Below are 15,961 nucleotides of genomic sequence, written 5' to 3' on the forward strand. Positions count from 1 at the left end.
GCCGACTCGCACGTTCCCGGCAATTTGAGAGAGTAGGACCCATGACCAGCCCACGTGTGCGCAAGATCGCCGACCGGATCCAGGTGATCGTCGCGGAGATGCTCGAGCGCCGGATCAAGGACCCCCGGCTCGGCTTCGTGACGCTGACCGACGTACGCCTGACCGGCGACGGGCAGCAGGCCACGATCTTCTACACCGTCCTCGGCGGCGAGGAGGAGATGGCCGGCACCGCGGTGGCGCTGGAGTCCGCCAAGGGCGTCCTGCGCTCCGAGGTCGCCAAGCAGCTCGGCACCCGCACGGCGCCCACGCTGACGTTCGTCCACGACGCCCTGCCCGACGAGGCGCGCGCCCTCGAGGAGGTGCTCGCCCGTGCCAAGGCGCAGGACGAGGCCGTGGCCGCGGCGCGCGCCAACGCGGCGTACGCCGGCGGTGACGACCCGTACAAGAAGCCCCGCGAGATCGCCCAGGACGACGCCGAGGCCGACGCCGGGGACGAGACCGAGGACCACGCCGAGGACGACGAGAAGCTGTGACGACCGGGTCCGGCCTGGTCGTCGTCGACAAGCCCCAGGGGGTCACCTCCCACGACGTCGTCGCGCGGGTGCGCCGGGTGGCCGGGACCCGCAAGGTCGGCCACGCCGGCACGCTCGACCCGATGGCCACCGGGGTGCTGGTGCTCGGCGTGAACCGCGCGACCCGGCTGCTGGGCCACCTCATGCTCACCGAGAAGGCCTACGACGCCACCGTGCGCCTCGGTGCGGCCACGACCACCGACGACGCCGAGGGCGAGGTGGTCGCGACGGCGTCGACAGCCGCGCTGACCGAGAGCGCCGTGCGCGAGGCCCTGGCGGGCTTCGTCGGCGAGCTGCAGCAGGTGCCGACCGCGGTGTCCGCGATCAAGGTCGACGGCAAGCGGGCCTACCAGCGGGTCCGCGACGGCGAGCAGGTCGAGCTGAAGCCGCGGGCGGTCACCGTCCATGAGCTCGCCGTGGGGGAGGTGCGTCTGGGCCCCGACCACGTCGACGTGGACGTCTCCCTGCGCTGCTCCAGCGGCACCTACGTGCGCGCCATCGCCCGCGACGCCGGGCGGCTGCTCGGCGTCGGCGGCCACCTCACCGCGCTGCGGCGTACGGCGGTCGGCTCCTTCGGCCTCGCGACCGCGGCGACCCTCGACGAGCTGGCCGAGTCGTTCGCGATCGTGCCGATCGCACAGGCCGCTCGCGGCACCTTCCCCAGCCGTGAGCTGGACGAGAAGCAGGCCGCCGACGTGCGCGTGGGGCGCGCCCTCGACCTGCCCCTGGAGGGGCTCACCGCGGTGTTCGCACCCGACGGCGAGTTCCTCGCCCTCTACGAGCCGCGCGAGGGCGTCGCCCGCGCGGCGGCGGTCTTCGTCTGAGCGGCGAGGGTCGCCAGTAAGGTTCCTGACGTGCAGATCTGGCGTTCGCTCGACGACATCCCTCACGACCTCGGGCCCACCGCGGTCGTGATCGGCAACTTCGACGGCGTCCACCTCGGCCACCAGCAGGTGCTGGCCCGGGCCCGGGCCCTCGCCGACGAGCAGGGGCTGCCGGTCGTGGCGGTCACCTTCGAGCCGCACCCGATGGCCGTCCTGCGGCCCGAGCACGCGCCCACCATGCTGACCACGGTCGAGCGCCGCGCCGAGCTGCTGGTCGACGCCGGGGCGGACGTGGTGCTCGCGCTGCCCTTCGACCGCGACGTCGCCACCTGGTCGCCCGAGGAGTTCGTGCGCCGGGTGCTCGTCGACGGACTCCGCGCCGCGGTCGTCGTGGTCGGCGCCAACTTCAGGTTCGGCAACCGTGCGTCCGGGGACGTCGGGACCCTGGTCGAGGAGGGCCGGCGGCACGGCTTCGTCGCCGAGGGCATCGCCCTGGACGGCGGCCCGATGGTGTGGTCGTCGACCTACATCCGCACCTGCCTGGCCACCGGGGACGTCGCGGGCGCCGCCGAGGCGCTCGGGCACCCCTACACCGTCCGCGGTGTCGTCGTCCGGGGCGACCAGCGCGGCCGCGACCTCGGCTATCCGACGGCCAACGTCCCCACCGACGGCCTCACTGCCGCCCCAGCCGACGGTGTCTACGCGGGCCGCCTCCGACGTCTCGACACCGGCGAGGTCTTCCCGGCGGCGATCAGCGTCGGCACCAACCCCACCTTCGACGGGGTGCGCGCCCGGCGCGTCGAGAGCTACGTGCTGGACCGCACCGACCTGGAGCTGTACGGCGTCGAGGTCGAGGTGTCCTTCGTCGACCGGCTCCGCGGGATGGTGGCCTTCGACTCCGTCGACGCCCTCGTCGTGCAGATGCGCGACGACGTCGACCGCGCCCGCGAGATCCTGGGCGCCTGAGGTGTCCCATCACCACCCGACGCAGGGAGACCCGGTTGCGGCCACCGACGCGTGGTTCCTGGCCCAGGGCCTGACCTACTTCGTGCCCGAGAAGCGGGCGTCGGTGCGCTCGGCGCTGAGTCGACGCCGGGTGCTGCCCCTGCTCGGGCTGACCGCCGTGGTGGCCGTCGCGGTGGCCGTGACGCTGCCGTTCCTCGACAAGGGCGAGGAGTACCTGCCTGCCGTGCTGTGGACGCTGCTCGGCGTCGTCGCCACCTGGTACGCGCTCACGGCCTTGGAGGCCCGCTCCATCGTCACCTGGGCCCTGGCGCGCACCTTCGGCAGCCTGTGGACCCTGCTGCCGATGATGACCCGCGCGCTGCCGATGCTCCTGGTCTTCGTGACCTTCCTCTTCATCAACGCCGAGGTCTGGGAGGTCGCATCCTGGCTGGAGACCGGCGACCTGTGGCTGGTGGCGCTGCTCTTCGGCACCATGGCCGCGGCCTTCCTGCTGGTGCGCCTGCCCGAGGAGGTGGACCGCACCGACGACGACGTCGATGAGGCCCTGCTGCTCCACGCGACGGCCGGGACCCCGCTGGAGCAGGCTGCTCGGGAGCTGGTCGACGATCCTGATGCCGACCCGGCGTCGTACGCCGAGGTGGGCGGCTACGAGCGCTGGAACCTGATCCTCGTGCTCGTCGTCATCCAGGCCACGCAGGTGCTGCTGCTGGCGGTCACCGTCTTCGGCTTCTTCATGCTGTTCGGCTCGCTCATCATGCAGCCGGTGATCGTCGAGACGTGGACCGGCGGCAAGCCCGACACCATCCCCTTCCTCGACGGCATCCGCTACCTCGACAACATCTCGGCCGAGCTGGTCAAGGTGTCGGTGTTCCTGGCGTCGTTCTCCAGCCTGTACCTCACCGTCTCGACGGTCACGGACGAGACCTACCGCCAGCAGTTCTTCGGCAGCGTGCTGCACGAGATGGAGCAGGCCGTCGGCGTGCGCGCGGTCTATCTCGCGCTGCGCGACCGGCAGGGGGCCGGGTCCTCGGAACGGTCCGCGGACCCGACCCTTTAGACGTCGAGGTCCTTCTCCACCAGCGCCGCGATCGTCTCGACGTCGGCCTCGTCGTCGCCGGAGACCTCGACGGTGTCACCGTTGCCCGCGCCGAGGGTCATCAGCAGCAGCGCGGAGCTGGCGTCGACCGGCTCGTCGCCGGGGATCCCGATCAGCACCTCCGAGTCGAGGTCGCCGGCGGCCTCGGAGATGATCGCGGCGGGACGGGCGTGCAGGCCGACGGCGGAGCCGACCTTGACGGACTTCGTGGGCATGGTTCTCCTTGGGTGGTGAGTGGTGGGCGGTGCGTCAGAGGGTAGCGACGGCCCGTCCGAGGATCGCGATCGCCTGATCGGCGGTCTGGACGCCGCGCAGCTCGCGGGGGAACTCGGGCCTGACCAGCGCGCGGGCGAGCCTGGTGAGGATCTGCAGGTGGGCGTCGTCGCCGCCCGCGGGGGCCGCGATCAGGAAGGCGAGGTCGGCGGGGCCGTCCTCGGCGCCGAAGTCGACCTTGGGGGAGAGCCGCGCGAAGACCAGGGTCGGCACCTCGACGCCCGCGGTGCGGCAGTGCGGGATGGCGATGCCGCCGGTCAGGCAGGTGGCGGCCTTGGCCTCGCGGGCGAGGACGTCGGCGACGAGCGCCTCGAGGTCGGTGGCGCGGCCCGCCTGGGCGACGACGTCGGCCAGGGCGTGGATCACCGCGTCCTTGTCGGCGCCCAGGTCGGCGTCGAGCCGGACCAGGTCGGGCGTGATCAGAGCGGTCATGGGGGTCAGCCTTCGTGAGGGAGGAGCGCACGTACGGGGACCAGGGCGGCGTCGACCTGGGCGGGACGAGGGATCGTCGTGCCGGGCAGGCCGGCGGCTGCACTCCCATAGGCGACGGCGAGTGCGAGTCGTTGGTCGGGTGGCTGACGACGAAGGTCGCCGAGGAGGTACCCGAAGAGGCTGGAGTCACCCGCGCCGACGGTGCTGACCACGGTGGTGGGCGGGGGAGATGCGTGCCAGGCGCCCTCGGCGTTGACCAGCACGGCTCCGTGGGGGCCGAGGGTCACGAGCACCTCGTCGACGCCGGCGTCGATCAGGGAGCCGGCCGCGCGGGCGGCGGCGGCCGGATCTGCCTCGAGCATCGCCGGGTCCTCGCCGGTGAAGGAGGCGAGCTCCTCCCCGTTGGGCTTCATCAGGTGCGGAGCACCGTCGGCCAGGGCGGCGACGAGGGCGCGCAGCGGGGCGTCGCTGGTGTCGACCGCGACGCGGACCCCGCGCGCGCGCAGGACGGCGACCAGGCCGGCGTACCAGCCGTCGGGCGCGCCGGGCGGCAGTGAGCCGGCCAGCACGACCCAGTCGGCACCGGTGGCGCGACGGGTGACGGCCTCGGCCAGGGCGTCGAGGTCGGCGCCGGCGACCGTGGGGCCGGGGCTGTTGAGCTTCGTCGTGGTGCCGTCGGGCTCGCTGATCGTGACGTTGACCCGCACCGGTCCGGCCGGCGCGACCGGCTCGTGGGGGATGTGGGCGGCGCGCAGCTCGAGGACGAACGGATCCTCCTCGTCTGCGGGGAGCACGGCCAGGGTGGGCACCTCGGCGCTCACGGCGGCTCGGGAGATGTTGACGCCCTTGCCACCGGCCTGCGAGGTCACCGCCTCCGCGCGCTGGACGGCGCCGCGGCGCAGGGGACCGGTGAGCGTGACGGTGCGGTCGATGCTGGGGTTGGGCGTCAGGGTGATGATCACGCGACCACGACCTCGACATCGGCGCTCCGGAGCGCCTGCAGGTCGTCCGCGCCGATGCCGTCGTCGGTCACGAGGGTGTCGACGTCGTCGAGGGTGGCGAAGCGTACGGCGAGCTCGCGGCCCAGCTTGCTGGAGTCGGCGAGCACGACGACGCGCCGCGCGGCCCGGACCAGGGCGCGCTTGGTCGCAGCCTCGTCGCGGTCGGGGGTGGTCAGGCCGTGGGTCAGGGAGAGTCCGTTGGTGCCGAGGAAGACCAGGTCGGCGCGCAGGTCGTCGAGGGCCGCGACGGTGTCGGCGCCGACGGCGGCCTGGGTGGTGGCGCGCACCCGGCCGGGCAGGAGGTGGAGCTCCATCTGGGGCTGCACGACCAGGCGCGCGGCGATCGGGACGGCGTGGGTGACCACGGTCAGGCGCAGGTCGCGGGGGAGCGCCCCGGCAAGGCGCATCGTGGTGCTGCCGGCGTCGAGGAGCACGGTTCCGCCGGCGCTGGGCAGCAGGTCGACGGCCGCCCGGGCGATCCGGTCCTTGCTCTCGGTGTTGGCCGCGTCGCGCTCGCCGAGTCCGGACTCGATGGCGGCCAGCGCGCCCGCCGGGACGGCGCCGCCATGCACCCGCTGGACCAGGCCGAGCCGCTCGAGCGCGGTGAGGTCGCGCCGGACGGTCTCGGTCGTCACGGCGTACTGTTGGGCCAAAGCGGTGACCGACAGGCGCCCTCGCGTGGCCACCAGCTGGGCCATCGCCTGCTGGCGCTCCTCGGCGTACATTGTCATCAGCCCCGTGGCCTCCATCACGTTCTGTGTATGTGTTGTTTTACGTCCGTTTCTGTTGACTGTCAAGGCCGCCGCGGCTTTACTGTGAGCATGGCCACTGACTCGCCCGCTCTGTCAGCCGGACTCCGCGGCACCCCCGTCGTGCCGGGACTCGCCTTCGGGCCGGCCCTGGTCGCCCGGACCGAGGTCCCCACCGAGGCCGTCGCCCGCTTCGGTGACGGGGGCTTCGCCGACGAGGAGGCCACCCTCGCGGCGTACGACGCGGCGGTCGAGCAGGTCTCCTCCGGCTTCATCACCAAGGCGTCCGCGGCCTCGGGCGCGGCCGCGGAGGTCCTCACGGCCAGCGCCGGACTGGCACGCGACAAGGGGCTGCGCTCGGCGGTGCGCAAGGCCCTGCGCGGCGGCGACGACCTGCTGGCGGCGGTGCACGCCGCGGTCGAGCAGTTCGTCGGCGTGTTCACGTCGATGGGCGGGCTCATGGCCGAGCGAGCCACCGACCTGCGCGACATCGAGCGGCGCCTCGTCGCCCGCATCGTGGGGGAGGCCGAGCCCGGCGTCCCCAACCCCGAGCGGCCTTCGATCGTGGTGGCCGAGGACCTGGCCCCCGCCGACACCGCGGGCCTGGACCCCGAGGTGGTGCTGGCGCTCGTCACCGAGCGCGGCGGCCCCACCAGCCACACCGCGATCATCGCGCGCCAGCTCGGGATCCCCTGCGTGGTCGGCACGGCCGGGGTCATGGCGCTGGACGCCGGGCGGCCGCTGCTCGTCGACGGCACCGCCGGCACCGTCCAGGTCGACCCGGACCCCGCGGAGGCCGAGCGGCTCGTGGCCGCCGATCAGGAGAGCCGGGCCGCGCTCGCGACCTGGAAGGGACCCGGCGCGACGGCCAGCGGCCAGCCGGTCAAGCTGCTGGCCAACGTCGCGGACGGGCCGTCGGCGTCCGGTTCGGCCGACGCCCCGGTCGAGGGCGTGGGGCTCTTCCGCACCGAGCTGTGCTTCCTCAACCGTGCCGAGGAGCCGAGCGTCGAGGAGCAGGCCGACATCTACGAGTCCGTGCTCGCGCCGTTCAAGGGCATCGGGCATGTCGTGGTCCGCACCCTGGACGCCGGCAGCGACAAGCCGGTCGCGTTCGCGACCCACGAGGGCGAGGAGAACCCCGCCCTCGGCGTACGCGGGCTGCGCCTGTCCTTTGACAACCCGGGCCTGCTGGAGCGCCAGCTCGACGCGATCGCCCTCGCCGCCGAGCGCTCCGGCACCGAGACCTGGGTGATGGCGCCGATGGTGGCGACCGTCGCCGAGGCGCGCGACTTCGCCGCCGCCGTGCGCGGTCGCGGCCTGAAGGCCGGCGTGATGGTCGAGGTGCCGTCGGCCGCGCTGCTGGCACCGCGGATGCTGGAGGTCGTCGACTTCATGTCGATCGGCACCAACGACCTGACGCAGTACACGATGGCCGCCGATCGCATGGCCACCGACCTGGCCCACCTGACCGATCCCTGGCAGCCCGCCGTGCTGCAGCTGATCGCGATCACTGCCGAGGCCGGACGGCAGGCCGGCAAGTCCGTCGGCGTCTGCGGCGAGGCCGCCGCCGACCCGCTGCTGGCGTGCGCGCTCGTGGGCATGGGCATCACCTCCCTGTCCATGGCCGCCGCCGCCGTCCGCCCCGTCGGCGCCAGGTTGGGAGCGACCACCTCCGAGCAGTGCGAGGACGTCGCCGAGGCCGCACTCGGAGCCGACGACCCCGTCGCCGGCCGTGCTGCGGTGCTGGAGATTCTGGGCGGGTGAGGGCATTGGCAGGGTTATCAGCAGATGCTGGTAAACCTGCTTGCTGCTGGGCATTTCCCTGACGTTCTGGGGTGAAATAACGGCCCAGAACGTCAGGGTTACCAGCAGATGCGGATAACCCTGCTCACGCCCGCAACCACGCCAGCACCGCGCGCACCCGACGATGATCGTCGTCGGCGGTGGCGAGGTCGAGCTTGGTGAAGATGCCGTTGATGTGCTTGGCGACGGCCTTCTCGGTGACGACCAGGCGGGCGGCGATGGCGGCGTTGGCGCGGCCCTCGGCCATGAGGGCGAGGACCTCGCGCTCGCGGGGGGTGAGCCGGTCCAGGGGCCGCTCGTGGCGGTGCGCCATGATCGAGGAGACGACCTCCGGGTCGAGCACGGTGCCGCCCGCCGCGACGCGGCGTACGCCGTCCACGAACTCCGCGACGTCGGAGACCCGGTCCTTGAGCAGGTAGCCGACGGCCCCCTCGCCGCTGGCCAGGAGCTCGCGGGCGTAGAGGTGCTCGACGTACTGCGAGATCACCATCACCGGGAAGCCGGGCCGGGCCACGCGGGCGGCGATGGCGGCGCGCAGGCCCTCGTCGCTCTGGGTGGGCGGCAGGCGCACGTCGACGACGGCTGCGTCGGCGGCGGGATCGCGCAGGGCCGCTGCCAGCGCGGGCTCGTCCTCGACCGCGTGCAGGATCGTGAAGCCGTTGCTCTCCAGCAGCTGGGTCATCCCGGCGCGGAGGAGGGCATGGTCCTCGGCGAGGACAAGTCGCACGGCACCTCCCTCGTCACCACGGTCGGCCCGCCGCTCGGGCTGCTCACGGACATCGTGCCGTCGAACGCGGCGAGACGGCGGCCGATCCCCAGCATGCCCGACCCGGCCGCCGGATCGGCGCCGCCGCACCCGTCGTCGCCGACGACCGCCCGCAGCCGCCCCGACTCGTGCGTCAGCGTGATCCGCGCCCGCTGCGCCCGGGCGTGCTTGCCGACGTTGGCCAGGCACTCGGCGATCGCGAAGTAGACGGCCGACTCGACCGGTGCCGGCGGCCGCCCGTCCAGGGCGGCGTCGAGGTCGACGGGCACCGCCATGTCGAGGGCCAGGGCCTGCGCGGCCCCGACCAGCCCGCGGTCGGCGAGGACCGGCGGGTGTATCCCGCGTACGACGGAGCGCAGCTCGCCGATCGCGGCCGACGTGGTCTCCCGCGCGTCGTTGACGAGGCGGCGTGCGGCCTCGGGATCGTCGGCCAGCAGCTGGTCGGCGAGGCCGAGGCTCATCGACAGCGCCACCAGCCGGGCCTGGGCGCCGTCGTGCAGGTCACGCTCCAGCCGCCGGAGCTCGGCGGCCGAGTGGTCGACCGCGTCGGCCCGGGTCTCGGTGAGCACCTGCACCCGCTGCTCGAGGTGCTCGGTGCGGCTCGAGGCGAGGAACCACAGGTCGACCAGCGACCGGGCCTCCATCTGCGCCCTGATCCCGAACGCCCACAGCGGCAGCAGTACGAAGAGCGCCAGCTCGAGCACGCAGACCAGCGCGAGGACGAAGCCGAACGTCGAGGCCCACACCGCCCACGCCAGGTCGCGCCAGGTCATCGGGTCCCGGAGCACGACCAGCAGCGCCTGGACCGGGTGGCGGGGGACCGGCCGGTAGGGCCGTGGCACGGGGACCCCCAGCACCCTGGCCGCCATCACCCGGTGCCGGTCGGCTATCCAGCGCAGGCACGGCACCGCCACCGCCAGGATCACGATGCCGACCCAGACGACCAGCGTGGCCGTGCCCACCACGGCGAGGATCAGGAACGCCAGGGCCGGGATCGCCAGCACGAGCTGGGCAGCGGCGTACGCCGTCAGGCGCAGCCGGCCCGGCGGGGCGCTCTCGGACGGGGTGCTCACCGCCCCATCCTCCCCGAAATCCGGGGCGCCGGCAGGGGTGCAGGCACCACCGGCGAACCGGGTCCCAGCGCCCCTGACCCTGGGCCTTCGCGTCACGAGGCTGGACTCCCCGAGCCAAGGAGACCGCCATGACCACCAACCCGCTCACCGTGCTGCCGCTGCGCGCGGCCCGCTGGAGCGCCACCCACCCGTGGCGCGCCATCGCCGCCTGGCTGGCGTTCGTCGTCCTCGCCGTCGGCCTGGCCTCGGTCGTCGCCAGCGTCGAGACCGAGGACGCCGACTACCGCCTCGGCGAGTCCGGCCGCGCCGACGAGCTCGTCCTCGAGGCCGGCCTGGACCGCCCCGACTCCGAGAGCGTGCTGATCACGGCGGCGGACGGCGATCTCGACCCCGAGGCCGCCGAGCGGACCGCGGCCCGGATCGCCGACGGCATGGCGGGTCTCGAGGGCGTCGACGCGGTGGCGGCCCCGCAGTGGAGCCCCGACCGGACCGCACTGCTGGTCGCGGTGCAGCTCGCCCGCGACGGTGAGGTCGACGTCGACCCGCTCCGCGAGGTGACGGCCGCAGCCCAGGCCGCGGACCCGGGTCTCGAGATCCGCCAGACCGGCGACGTCTCGCTCGACGAGGCCATCGACGAGCGTGTGGCCGACGACCTCGCGGCGGCCGAGGGGATCAGCGTCCCGGTCACGCTGGTGCTGATGCTGGTCGCCTTCGGCGCCCTGATCGCCGCGGGACTGCCGGTCCTGCTGGCGTTCACCAGCGTCGCCGCGACCATCGGGATCATGGCGCCGGTCACGCACCTGGTGCCGGCCGAGGGCACGGTCACGAGCATGATCGTGCTGATCGGCATGGCCGTGGGCGTCGACTACTCGCTGTTCTACCTCAAGCGCGAGCGCGAGGAGCGGGCCGCCGGACGGACGACGCTCGAGGCCGTCGAGATCGCGGCCCAGACCTCCGGGCACTCCATCCTGGTCTCGGGCGGGGCCGTGATCGCCTCCATGACCGGGCTGTTCGTCATGGGCGGCGCCACGTTCAACTCCCTGGCCGTCGGCGCGATCATCGTCGTCGCCGTGGCGGTGCTCGGCTCCATCACCGTCCTGCCCGCGCTGCTGGTCAAGCTCGGACGCTGGGTCGACCGCCCCCGCGTGCCGCTGCTGTGGCGGGTCAACGCCCGGATCGGTCGCGGCGGGCTGAGCCGACGCCTGCTCGGTCCCGTCGTACGGCGACCGGGCGTCGCCCTCGCGCTCTCCGGGGTCGTGGTGGCCGCCCTGGCCGCGCCCGCGCTCGGCCTGCGGACCAACGCCGCCAACCTGGAGACGCTGCCCGCGTCGATCCCCGAGGTGTCGACGATGCGCGACCTGAGCGCTGCCTTCCCGGCGGAGGGTGCTGCGGCGACCGTCGTCGTCCGCGCCGACCCCGCGCAGCAGGGCCGGGTCTCCGCCGCGCTCGACGACCTCGAGCGACGGGCAGTCGCCACCGGCGACTACGTCGAGTCCGGTGAGGAGGCCACGACGTCCGCCGACGGGCGCACGACGGTGCTCCGCATCGGCATGCCGTACGACGAGGCGGATGAGCGCGTCAACGAGGCCCTGCGCGACCTGCGAGCCGACCTGGTGCCGGCGGCGTTCGAGGCGGTCGATGCCGAGACCGCCGTGGGTGGCGGCGCGGCGGAGAACCTCGACTACCTCGACCGGCAGTCCGACCGCCTTCCGCTGGTCATCGGGTTCGTGCTGCTGCTGACCTTCCTGATGATGCTGGCGACGTTCCGCAGCCTGCCGATCGCGCTGCTCTCGACCGCGCTCAACCTGGCCTCGGTCGGGGTGTCGTTCGGGTTCATGGTGCTGGTCTTCCAGCACGGCTGGGGCACGGACCTGCTCGACTTCGACACCCCGGGCTTCGTCATCGACTGGCTGCCGCTGTTCGTGCTGGTGGTCCTGATCGGGCTGTCGATGGACTACCACGTCTTCGTCGTCAGCCGGATCCGCGAGCACCTCGACGCCGGGCTTCCGGCCCGGCTGGCCGTCCAGCGCGGCATCGCCGACACCGCCGGGGTCGTGACCAGCGCGGCGGCGGTGATGGTCTCGGTGTTCGCGATCTTCGCGACCCTGTCGATGCTCGAGATGAAGATGATGGGCGTCGGTCTCTCGGCGGCCATCCTGCTCGACGCCACGATCATCCGGCTGGTGATGCTGCCGGCCGCGCTGGTGCTCCTCGGCGACCGGGCCTGGTGGCCCCGCCGACCGGCCGGGCCGCCCGACGCCGTCAGCGGCGCGCGGCCTGCACCGTCACTGGTACGCCGTTGAGCGCCGCGTTGCCGGACACGTCGAGCACGGAGGGGTCGGTGAGGTCGTTGATCGAGACCCCCGCGACCTGCGACGCGTGCCGCATCCGGGTGCCGGCGACCTGGTGGCCGTAGCCGTGGGGGAGGGACACCACGCCCGGCATCAGGTCGTCGGTGGCGCTGACCTCGACCTCGACCTCGCCCACGCGCGAGCGGACCCGGACCCGGTCGCCGTCGGCGAGGCCACGAGCGGCGAGGTCGGCGGGGCTCATCAGCAGGTGGTGGCGCGGCCGGCCCCGGGTCAGCCGCGGGGCGTTGTGCATCCAGGAGTTGTTGTCGCGCTGGTGGCGCCGACCGATCAGCAGCAGCTCTCCCTCCCGTACGGCGCTCTGGGCGAGGGCGGCCCGCAGCCGGTCGAGGTCGGCGACGAGGAGCGGCGGGGCGAGGTGGATCCGGCGGTCGGCGGTCTGCAGCCGTCCCGGCATCGTCGGGCGCAGTGGGCCGAGGTCGACGCCCTCGGGGTGGGCGCGCAGGCGGCGCATCGACACCGTGCGGCCGGTCGCGAGCAGGCCGGCCACCACGACGGCGGGGGAGGCGGCCATGCGCGCCGCGGCCACCACCCGCGCGCGCAGCGGCAGCCGCGGCGCCCCGGGCCGGCGCTGCAGCCGCGTGGCGAGACCGGCGAAGATCTGCCAGTCGTGGCGCTGGTCGGCGGCCTTGGCGAACACCGGCGGGGTGTAGCGGGCGGTGTTGCGCACGGCGAAGTTGTGGAAGACCAGGTCGTACTGGTCGCGCTCCAGCGCCGAGGTCGGCGGCAGGATGATGTCGGCGTGCCGCGTCGTCTCGTTGACGTAGAGGTCGACCGACACCATGAAGTCGAGCCCCTCGAGCGCGCGCCCGAGCCCGCCGCCGTCAGGCGTCGACAGCACCGGGTTGCCGGCCAGCGTGACCAGCGCGCGGATCCGGCCCTCGCCCGGGGTCTCGATCTCCTCGCGCAGCACCGAGACGGGCAGCTCCCCGGCGAACTCGGGCAGGTCGCGCACCCGGCTGCGCCAGACGTCGAAGTGCCCAGGGCCGATGACCCGTCGCCCCACGATGTCGACGGCCGGCTCGGGGAAGAGGACCCCGCCCTCGCGGTCGAAGTTGCCGGTCAGCAGGTTGAGGCACTGGATGGCCCACTGGCACACGGAGCCGAAGCCCTGCGTCGAGACGCCCAGCCGCCCATAGGCCACCGCCCCCTCGGCGCCGGCGAGGTCGCGTGCGATCTGACGGACCACCGAGGCCGGCACCCCGCTCACCGCCTCGGCGTGCTCGGGGGTGAAGTCGGCGACCGCGGCTTCGACCGCGGCGACGTCGTCGACGTACGTCGGCGGGTCGGTCAGGCCCTCGGCGAACAGCACGTGCACCATCGCGAGCAGCACGGCGGCGTCGGTGCCGGGGCGGACGAAGTGGTGCTCGGTGGCGACCTTGGCGGTCTCGGTGCGGCGTGGGTCGAGCACGACCATGCGGCCGCCGCGCGCCTTGAGGTCGCGCAGCCGCTGGGGAAAGTCGGGCGCGGTCATCAGGGAGCCGTTGGACGCCATGGGGTTGGCGCCCACCACCAGGAAGTACGACGTGCGGTCCAGGTCGGGCACCGGGAGCAGCAGCTGGTGGCCATAGAGCTGCCAGGCGACGAACTGGTGGGGGAACTGGTCGACCGAGGAGGCGCTGAACCGGTTGCGCGTGCGCAGCGCCCTCACGAACGCCGTGCCGTGGGTGGCGGAGCCGAGCGAGTGGGCGCTGGGGTTGCCGAGATAGACGCCCACGGCGTCTCGGCCGTGCTCGGCTGCCGTGGCCGCGAGCCGGTCGGCCACCAGGTCGAGCGCCTCGTCCCAGCCCAGCTCCTCCCACCCGTCGCCGACCCGGCGCACCGGGCGGCGTAGCCGGTCGGGATCGGTGTAGACGTCGGCGAGGGACACGCCCTTCGGGCAGATGTGGCCCCGCGAGAGCGGGTCGTGCTCGTTGCCGCGGATCGCGGTGACGGCCCCGCGCTCGAGGGTGAGCTCGAGGCCGCAGATCGCCTCGCACAGGTTGCACGCCGCCAGCCGCGTGCCGGTGTAGTCGGACGGCACGGGTGACGCGCTCAGGAGGCCCACGTCCCGCATCGTGCCACGGAAAGCGGACATCGCCGAGAGTCTAAATCGCCTAAGTTACTTGTGTTACGTTACCGAGCATGCGAAGCGCCGTCCCGGGAGCCACCCGCCGTACCGTCCTGTCGACCACCGTCGCCGCCGGCGGGGCCTGCGCCCTGGCGCCGCTCGGCCAGGCCGCCGCAGCACCGGCAGCGCCTGGCGGGCCGATCCTCAAGCCCCTGCCAACGGCGCGGTTCGTCGACTTCGGCACCAACGCCGAGATGCGCTGGGAGTCGGTCGACCCGCGCCGCTACCTGACCGAGCAGTCACGGCTCTTCGTGCGCAACCACACCCGTACCCCGGTGATCGACCGCGACTCCTACGCGCTGCGGATCTTCGGCGACGGGCTGGCCCGCGGACGCTCCGCCGACGCCGCGGTCGAGCTGGGCTGGCGCGAGCTGCGCCGACTGCCCACCACCCAGCTCACGTCCGTCCACGAGTGCACCGGCAACGGCCGCAGCCTCTTCGCCAGCCAGCAGGGCACGCCGGCCTCGGGCACCGCCTGGACGCTCGGTGCCGTCGGCGCCGTGACCTGGACCGGGGTCCGGCTCGCCGACGTACTGCGCCGGGTGGGGCTGGACCGGCGCGCCGTCTCGGTGCAGGCCACGGGCCTGGACGACCCCTACGTCAGCGGCGGCGTCGACTACGGCCGCGTACGCCGCCCGTTCCCCATCGCCAAGGCGCTCGACGACGCGCTGCTGGCCTGGGGCGCCAACGGCGAGGACCTGCTGCCGGACCACGGCTACCCGCTGCGCCTGGTCCTGCCGGGCTGGGTCGGCATCGCCAGCATCAAGTGGCTCGGCTCGCTCGAGGTGTCGCGCACGGAGCTGACCTCCCCGTGGAACACCAAGTGGTACCGCATGACCGGCGGCGAGCACCCGGCCGACTCCCCGCCACTGACGGTCAACCCGGTGCGCTCGGCCTGGGAGCTGCCCTGGGGCGCCGAGCTGGAGGCCGGCCGCCGGGTCGTGCTCACCGGCCGCTCCTGGAGCGGCGCCGGCCCGGTCACCCGGGTCGAGGTCAGCACCGACGGGGGAGCGACCTGGCACCCGGCGGCGCGACGCCGCAGGGGCGGTCACAGCCGTGGCCGCGACGCGGCGTGGGCGCAGTGGTCCTACGTGTGGGACCGGCCCGCCGTCGGCAGCCATGAGCTCCTCGCCCGGGCCACCGACGCCCGCGGACGCCGCCAGCCGCTGGTCACGCCGTACAACGACAACGGCTACTTCTTCGACGCGGTGGTCCGGCACCCGGTCACCGTCGCCTGACCGGTCCAGCATCGGCGGCTTCTTCGCGGCGCTGGTCACCTCGCAGGCGGTCGGCGAGCTGGTCCACGACGCCCAGGACGTCGCCGCCTCCCGGGGCGAAGGGGGCACCTCGGCCGCGGCGACGTTGGTTTGGGACTGATCGGCCCCGCGCGCTAGGCTGCTGCGGTTGCCCTAGGGCGACATCCTGCCGTGAAACGGCCGCGGACAGAGAGTGCCCGGGTGAACAGGCCCCGGCGCGCCGCGCAACGAGTGAACCAGAAGGAGCCGCATGTCCATCGGAACCGATGCAGCGACGAAGAAGAAGATCATCGCCGAGTACGGCACGACCGAGGGCGACACTGGTTCGCCGGAGGTGCAGATCGCGCTGCTCAGCCACCGCATCGCCCACCTCACCGAGCACCTCAAGACGCATAAGCACGACCACCACAGCCGTCGTGGTCTGCTGCTGCTCGTCGGCCAGCGCCGGCGGCTGCTCAACTACCTGCGCAAGACGGAGATCGAGCGCTACCGCTCGATCGTCGAGCGCCTCGGCCTGCGCCGCTGACTGACACGTTGGGACTCACCACCTGGTGGGTCCCAACGCTGCATTGCAGGCTGCACGACAACTGAACAACCACCACAGGAGCGATCCGCGCCACCGCAGGCCCGGTCCTCGGTAGTGATCTTCAGGAGCCCGTCACACCGGCTGC

15 protein-coding genes are annotated in these 15,961 nt (G+C 73.5%); 8 read left to right on the top strand and 7 right to left on the bottom strand.

Annotation, left to right across the window (positions count from 1 at the left end; translation table 11 throughout):
• The first annotated feature begins 41 nt into the window (after positions 1-41).
• Genes rbfA through LQ940_RS07620 form a run of 4 tightly spaced genes read left to right on the top strand, consistent with a single transcriptional unit; the run spans position 42 to position 3,419 of the window.
• Positions 42-533: a 30S ribosome-binding factor RbfA gene (gene rbfA, locus LQ940_RS07605; RefSeq protein ID WP_231242396.1), complete on the top strand. Its 492-nt coding sequence runs from the start codon at positions 42-44 to the stop codon at positions 531-533.
• On the top strand, positions 530-1,396 hold the full coding sequence (truB, locus tag LQ940_RS07610; RefSeq protein WP_231242397.1) for a tRNA pseudouridine(55) synthase TruB: 867 nt from the start codon (positions 530-532) through the stop codon (positions 1,394-1,396). The genes rbfA and truB overlap by 4 nt, the downstream gene beginning before the upstream one ends.
• A 30-nt stretch (positions 1,397-1,426) precedes the next feature.
• Positions 1,427-2,362, top strand: a complete 936-nt coding sequence (locus tag LQ940_RS07615) for a bifunctional riboflavin kinase/FAD synthetase (RefSeq protein WP_231242398.1) — start codon at positions 1,427-1,429, stop codon at positions 2,360-2,362.
• A 1-nt stretch (position 2,363) separates the two neighbouring features.
• Positions 2,364-3,419, top strand: a complete 1,056-nt coding sequence (locus LQ940_RS07620; protein WP_231242399.1) for a hypothetical protein — start codon at positions 2,364-2,366, stop codon at positions 3,417-3,419.
• On the opposite strand, the gene LQ940_RS07625 is transcribed toward LQ940_RS07620, so the two are convergent.
• Genes LQ940_RS07625 through LQ940_RS07640 form a run of 4 tightly spaced genes read right to left on the bottom strand, consistent with a single transcriptional unit; the run spans position 3,416 to position 5,913 of the window.
• Positions 3,416-3,673 carry an HPr family phosphocarrier protein gene (locus LQ940_RS07625; protein ID WP_231242400.1) on the bottom strand — a complete coding sequence of 86 codons (258 nt, stop codon included), beginning with the start codon at positions 3,671-3,673 and terminating at the stop codon, positions 3,416-3,418. The two genes, LQ940_RS07620 and LQ940_RS07625, sit on opposite strands and share 4 nt — an antisense overlap.
• A 34-nt stretch (positions 3,674-3,707) precedes the next feature.
• A complete protein-coding gene (locus LQ940_RS07630; RefSeq protein ID WP_231242401.1) occupies positions 3,708-4,163 on the bottom strand; it encodes a PTS sugar transporter subunit IIA in 456 nt (151 codons plus the stop codon).
• Between the two features lie 5 nt (positions 4,164-4,168).
• A complete protein-coding gene (locus tag LQ940_RS07635; protein WP_231242402.1) occupies positions 4,169-5,125 on the bottom strand; it encodes a 1-phosphofructokinase family hexose kinase in 957 nt (318 codons plus the stop codon).
• The gene (locus LQ940_RS07640; protein WP_231242403.1) at positions 5,122-5,913 is read right to left on the bottom strand and encodes a DeoR/GlpR family DNA-binding transcription regulator; all 792 of its coding nucleotides are present in this window, start codon (positions 5,911-5,913) and stop codon (positions 5,122-5,124) included. Before LQ940_RS07640 ends, LQ940_RS07635 begins: the two co-directional genes overlap by 4 nt.
• 72 nt (positions 5,914-5,985) lie before the next feature.
• Between LQ940_RS07640 and ptsP the strand changes: the two genes are divergently transcribed.
• Complete coding sequence (ptsP, locus tag LQ940_RS07645) at positions 5,986-7,677, top strand: phosphoenolpyruvate--protein phosphotransferase (protein WP_231242404.1); 1,692 nt, start codon at positions 5,986-5,988, stop codon at positions 7,675-7,677.
• Positions 7,678-7,801: 124 nt separating this feature from the next.
• Here the strand turns inward: ptsP and LQ940_RS07650 are convergent, their stop codons facing one another.
• Positions 7,802-8,443: a LuxR C-terminal-related transcriptional regulator gene (locus LQ940_RS07650; protein WP_231242405.1), complete on the bottom strand. Its 642-nt coding sequence runs from the start codon at positions 8,441-8,443 to the stop codon at positions 7,802-7,804.
• On the bottom strand, positions 8,395-9,555 hold the full coding sequence (locus LQ940_RS07655) for a sensor histidine kinase (protein ID WP_231242406.1): 1,161 nt from the start codon (positions 9,553-9,555) through the stop codon (positions 8,395-8,397). The genes LQ940_RS07650 and LQ940_RS07655 overlap by 49 nt, the downstream gene beginning before the upstream one ends.
• Before the next feature lie 128 nt (positions 9,556-9,683).
• Between LQ940_RS07655 and LQ940_RS07660 the strand changes: the two genes are divergently transcribed.
• Complete coding sequence (locus LQ940_RS07660) at positions 9,684-11,858, top strand: MMPL family transporter (protein WP_231242407.1); 2,175 nt, start codon at positions 9,684-9,686, stop codon at positions 11,856-11,858.
• On the opposite strand, the gene LQ940_RS07665 is transcribed toward LQ940_RS07660, so the two are convergent.
• Complete coding sequence (locus tag LQ940_RS07665) at positions 11,818-14,001, bottom strand: molybdopterin-dependent oxidoreductase (protein ID WP_231242408.1); 2,184 nt, start codon at positions 13,999-14,001, stop codon at positions 11,818-11,820. The two genes, LQ940_RS07660 and LQ940_RS07665, sit on opposite strands and share 41 nt — an antisense overlap.
• A gap of 47 nt (positions 14,002-14,048) precedes the next feature.
• Here LQ940_RS07665 and LQ940_RS07670 point away from each other — a divergent pair, with 47 nt between their 5' ends.
• Both LQ940_RS07670 and rpsO read left to right on the top strand, forming a co-directional pair.
• Positions 14,049-15,272 carry a molybdopterin-dependent oxidoreductase gene (locus LQ940_RS07670; RefSeq protein ID WP_231242409.1) on the top strand — a complete coding sequence of 408 codons (1,224 nt, stop codon included), beginning with the start codon at positions 14,049-14,051 and terminating at the stop codon, positions 15,270-15,272.
• A 268-nt stretch (positions 15,273-15,540) separates the two neighbouring features.
• On the top strand, positions 15,541-15,816 hold the full coding sequence (gene rpsO, locus LQ940_RS07675; protein WP_134738691.1) for a 30S ribosomal protein S15: 276 nt from the start codon (positions 15,541-15,543) through the stop codon (positions 15,814-15,816).
• Positions 15,817-15,961: the final 145 nt, after the last annotated feature.

Source organism: Nocardioides sp. cx-173 (assembly GCF_021117365.1).
Lineage (GTDB): Bacteria > Actinomycetota > Actinomycetes > Propionibacteriales > Nocardioidaceae > Nocardioides.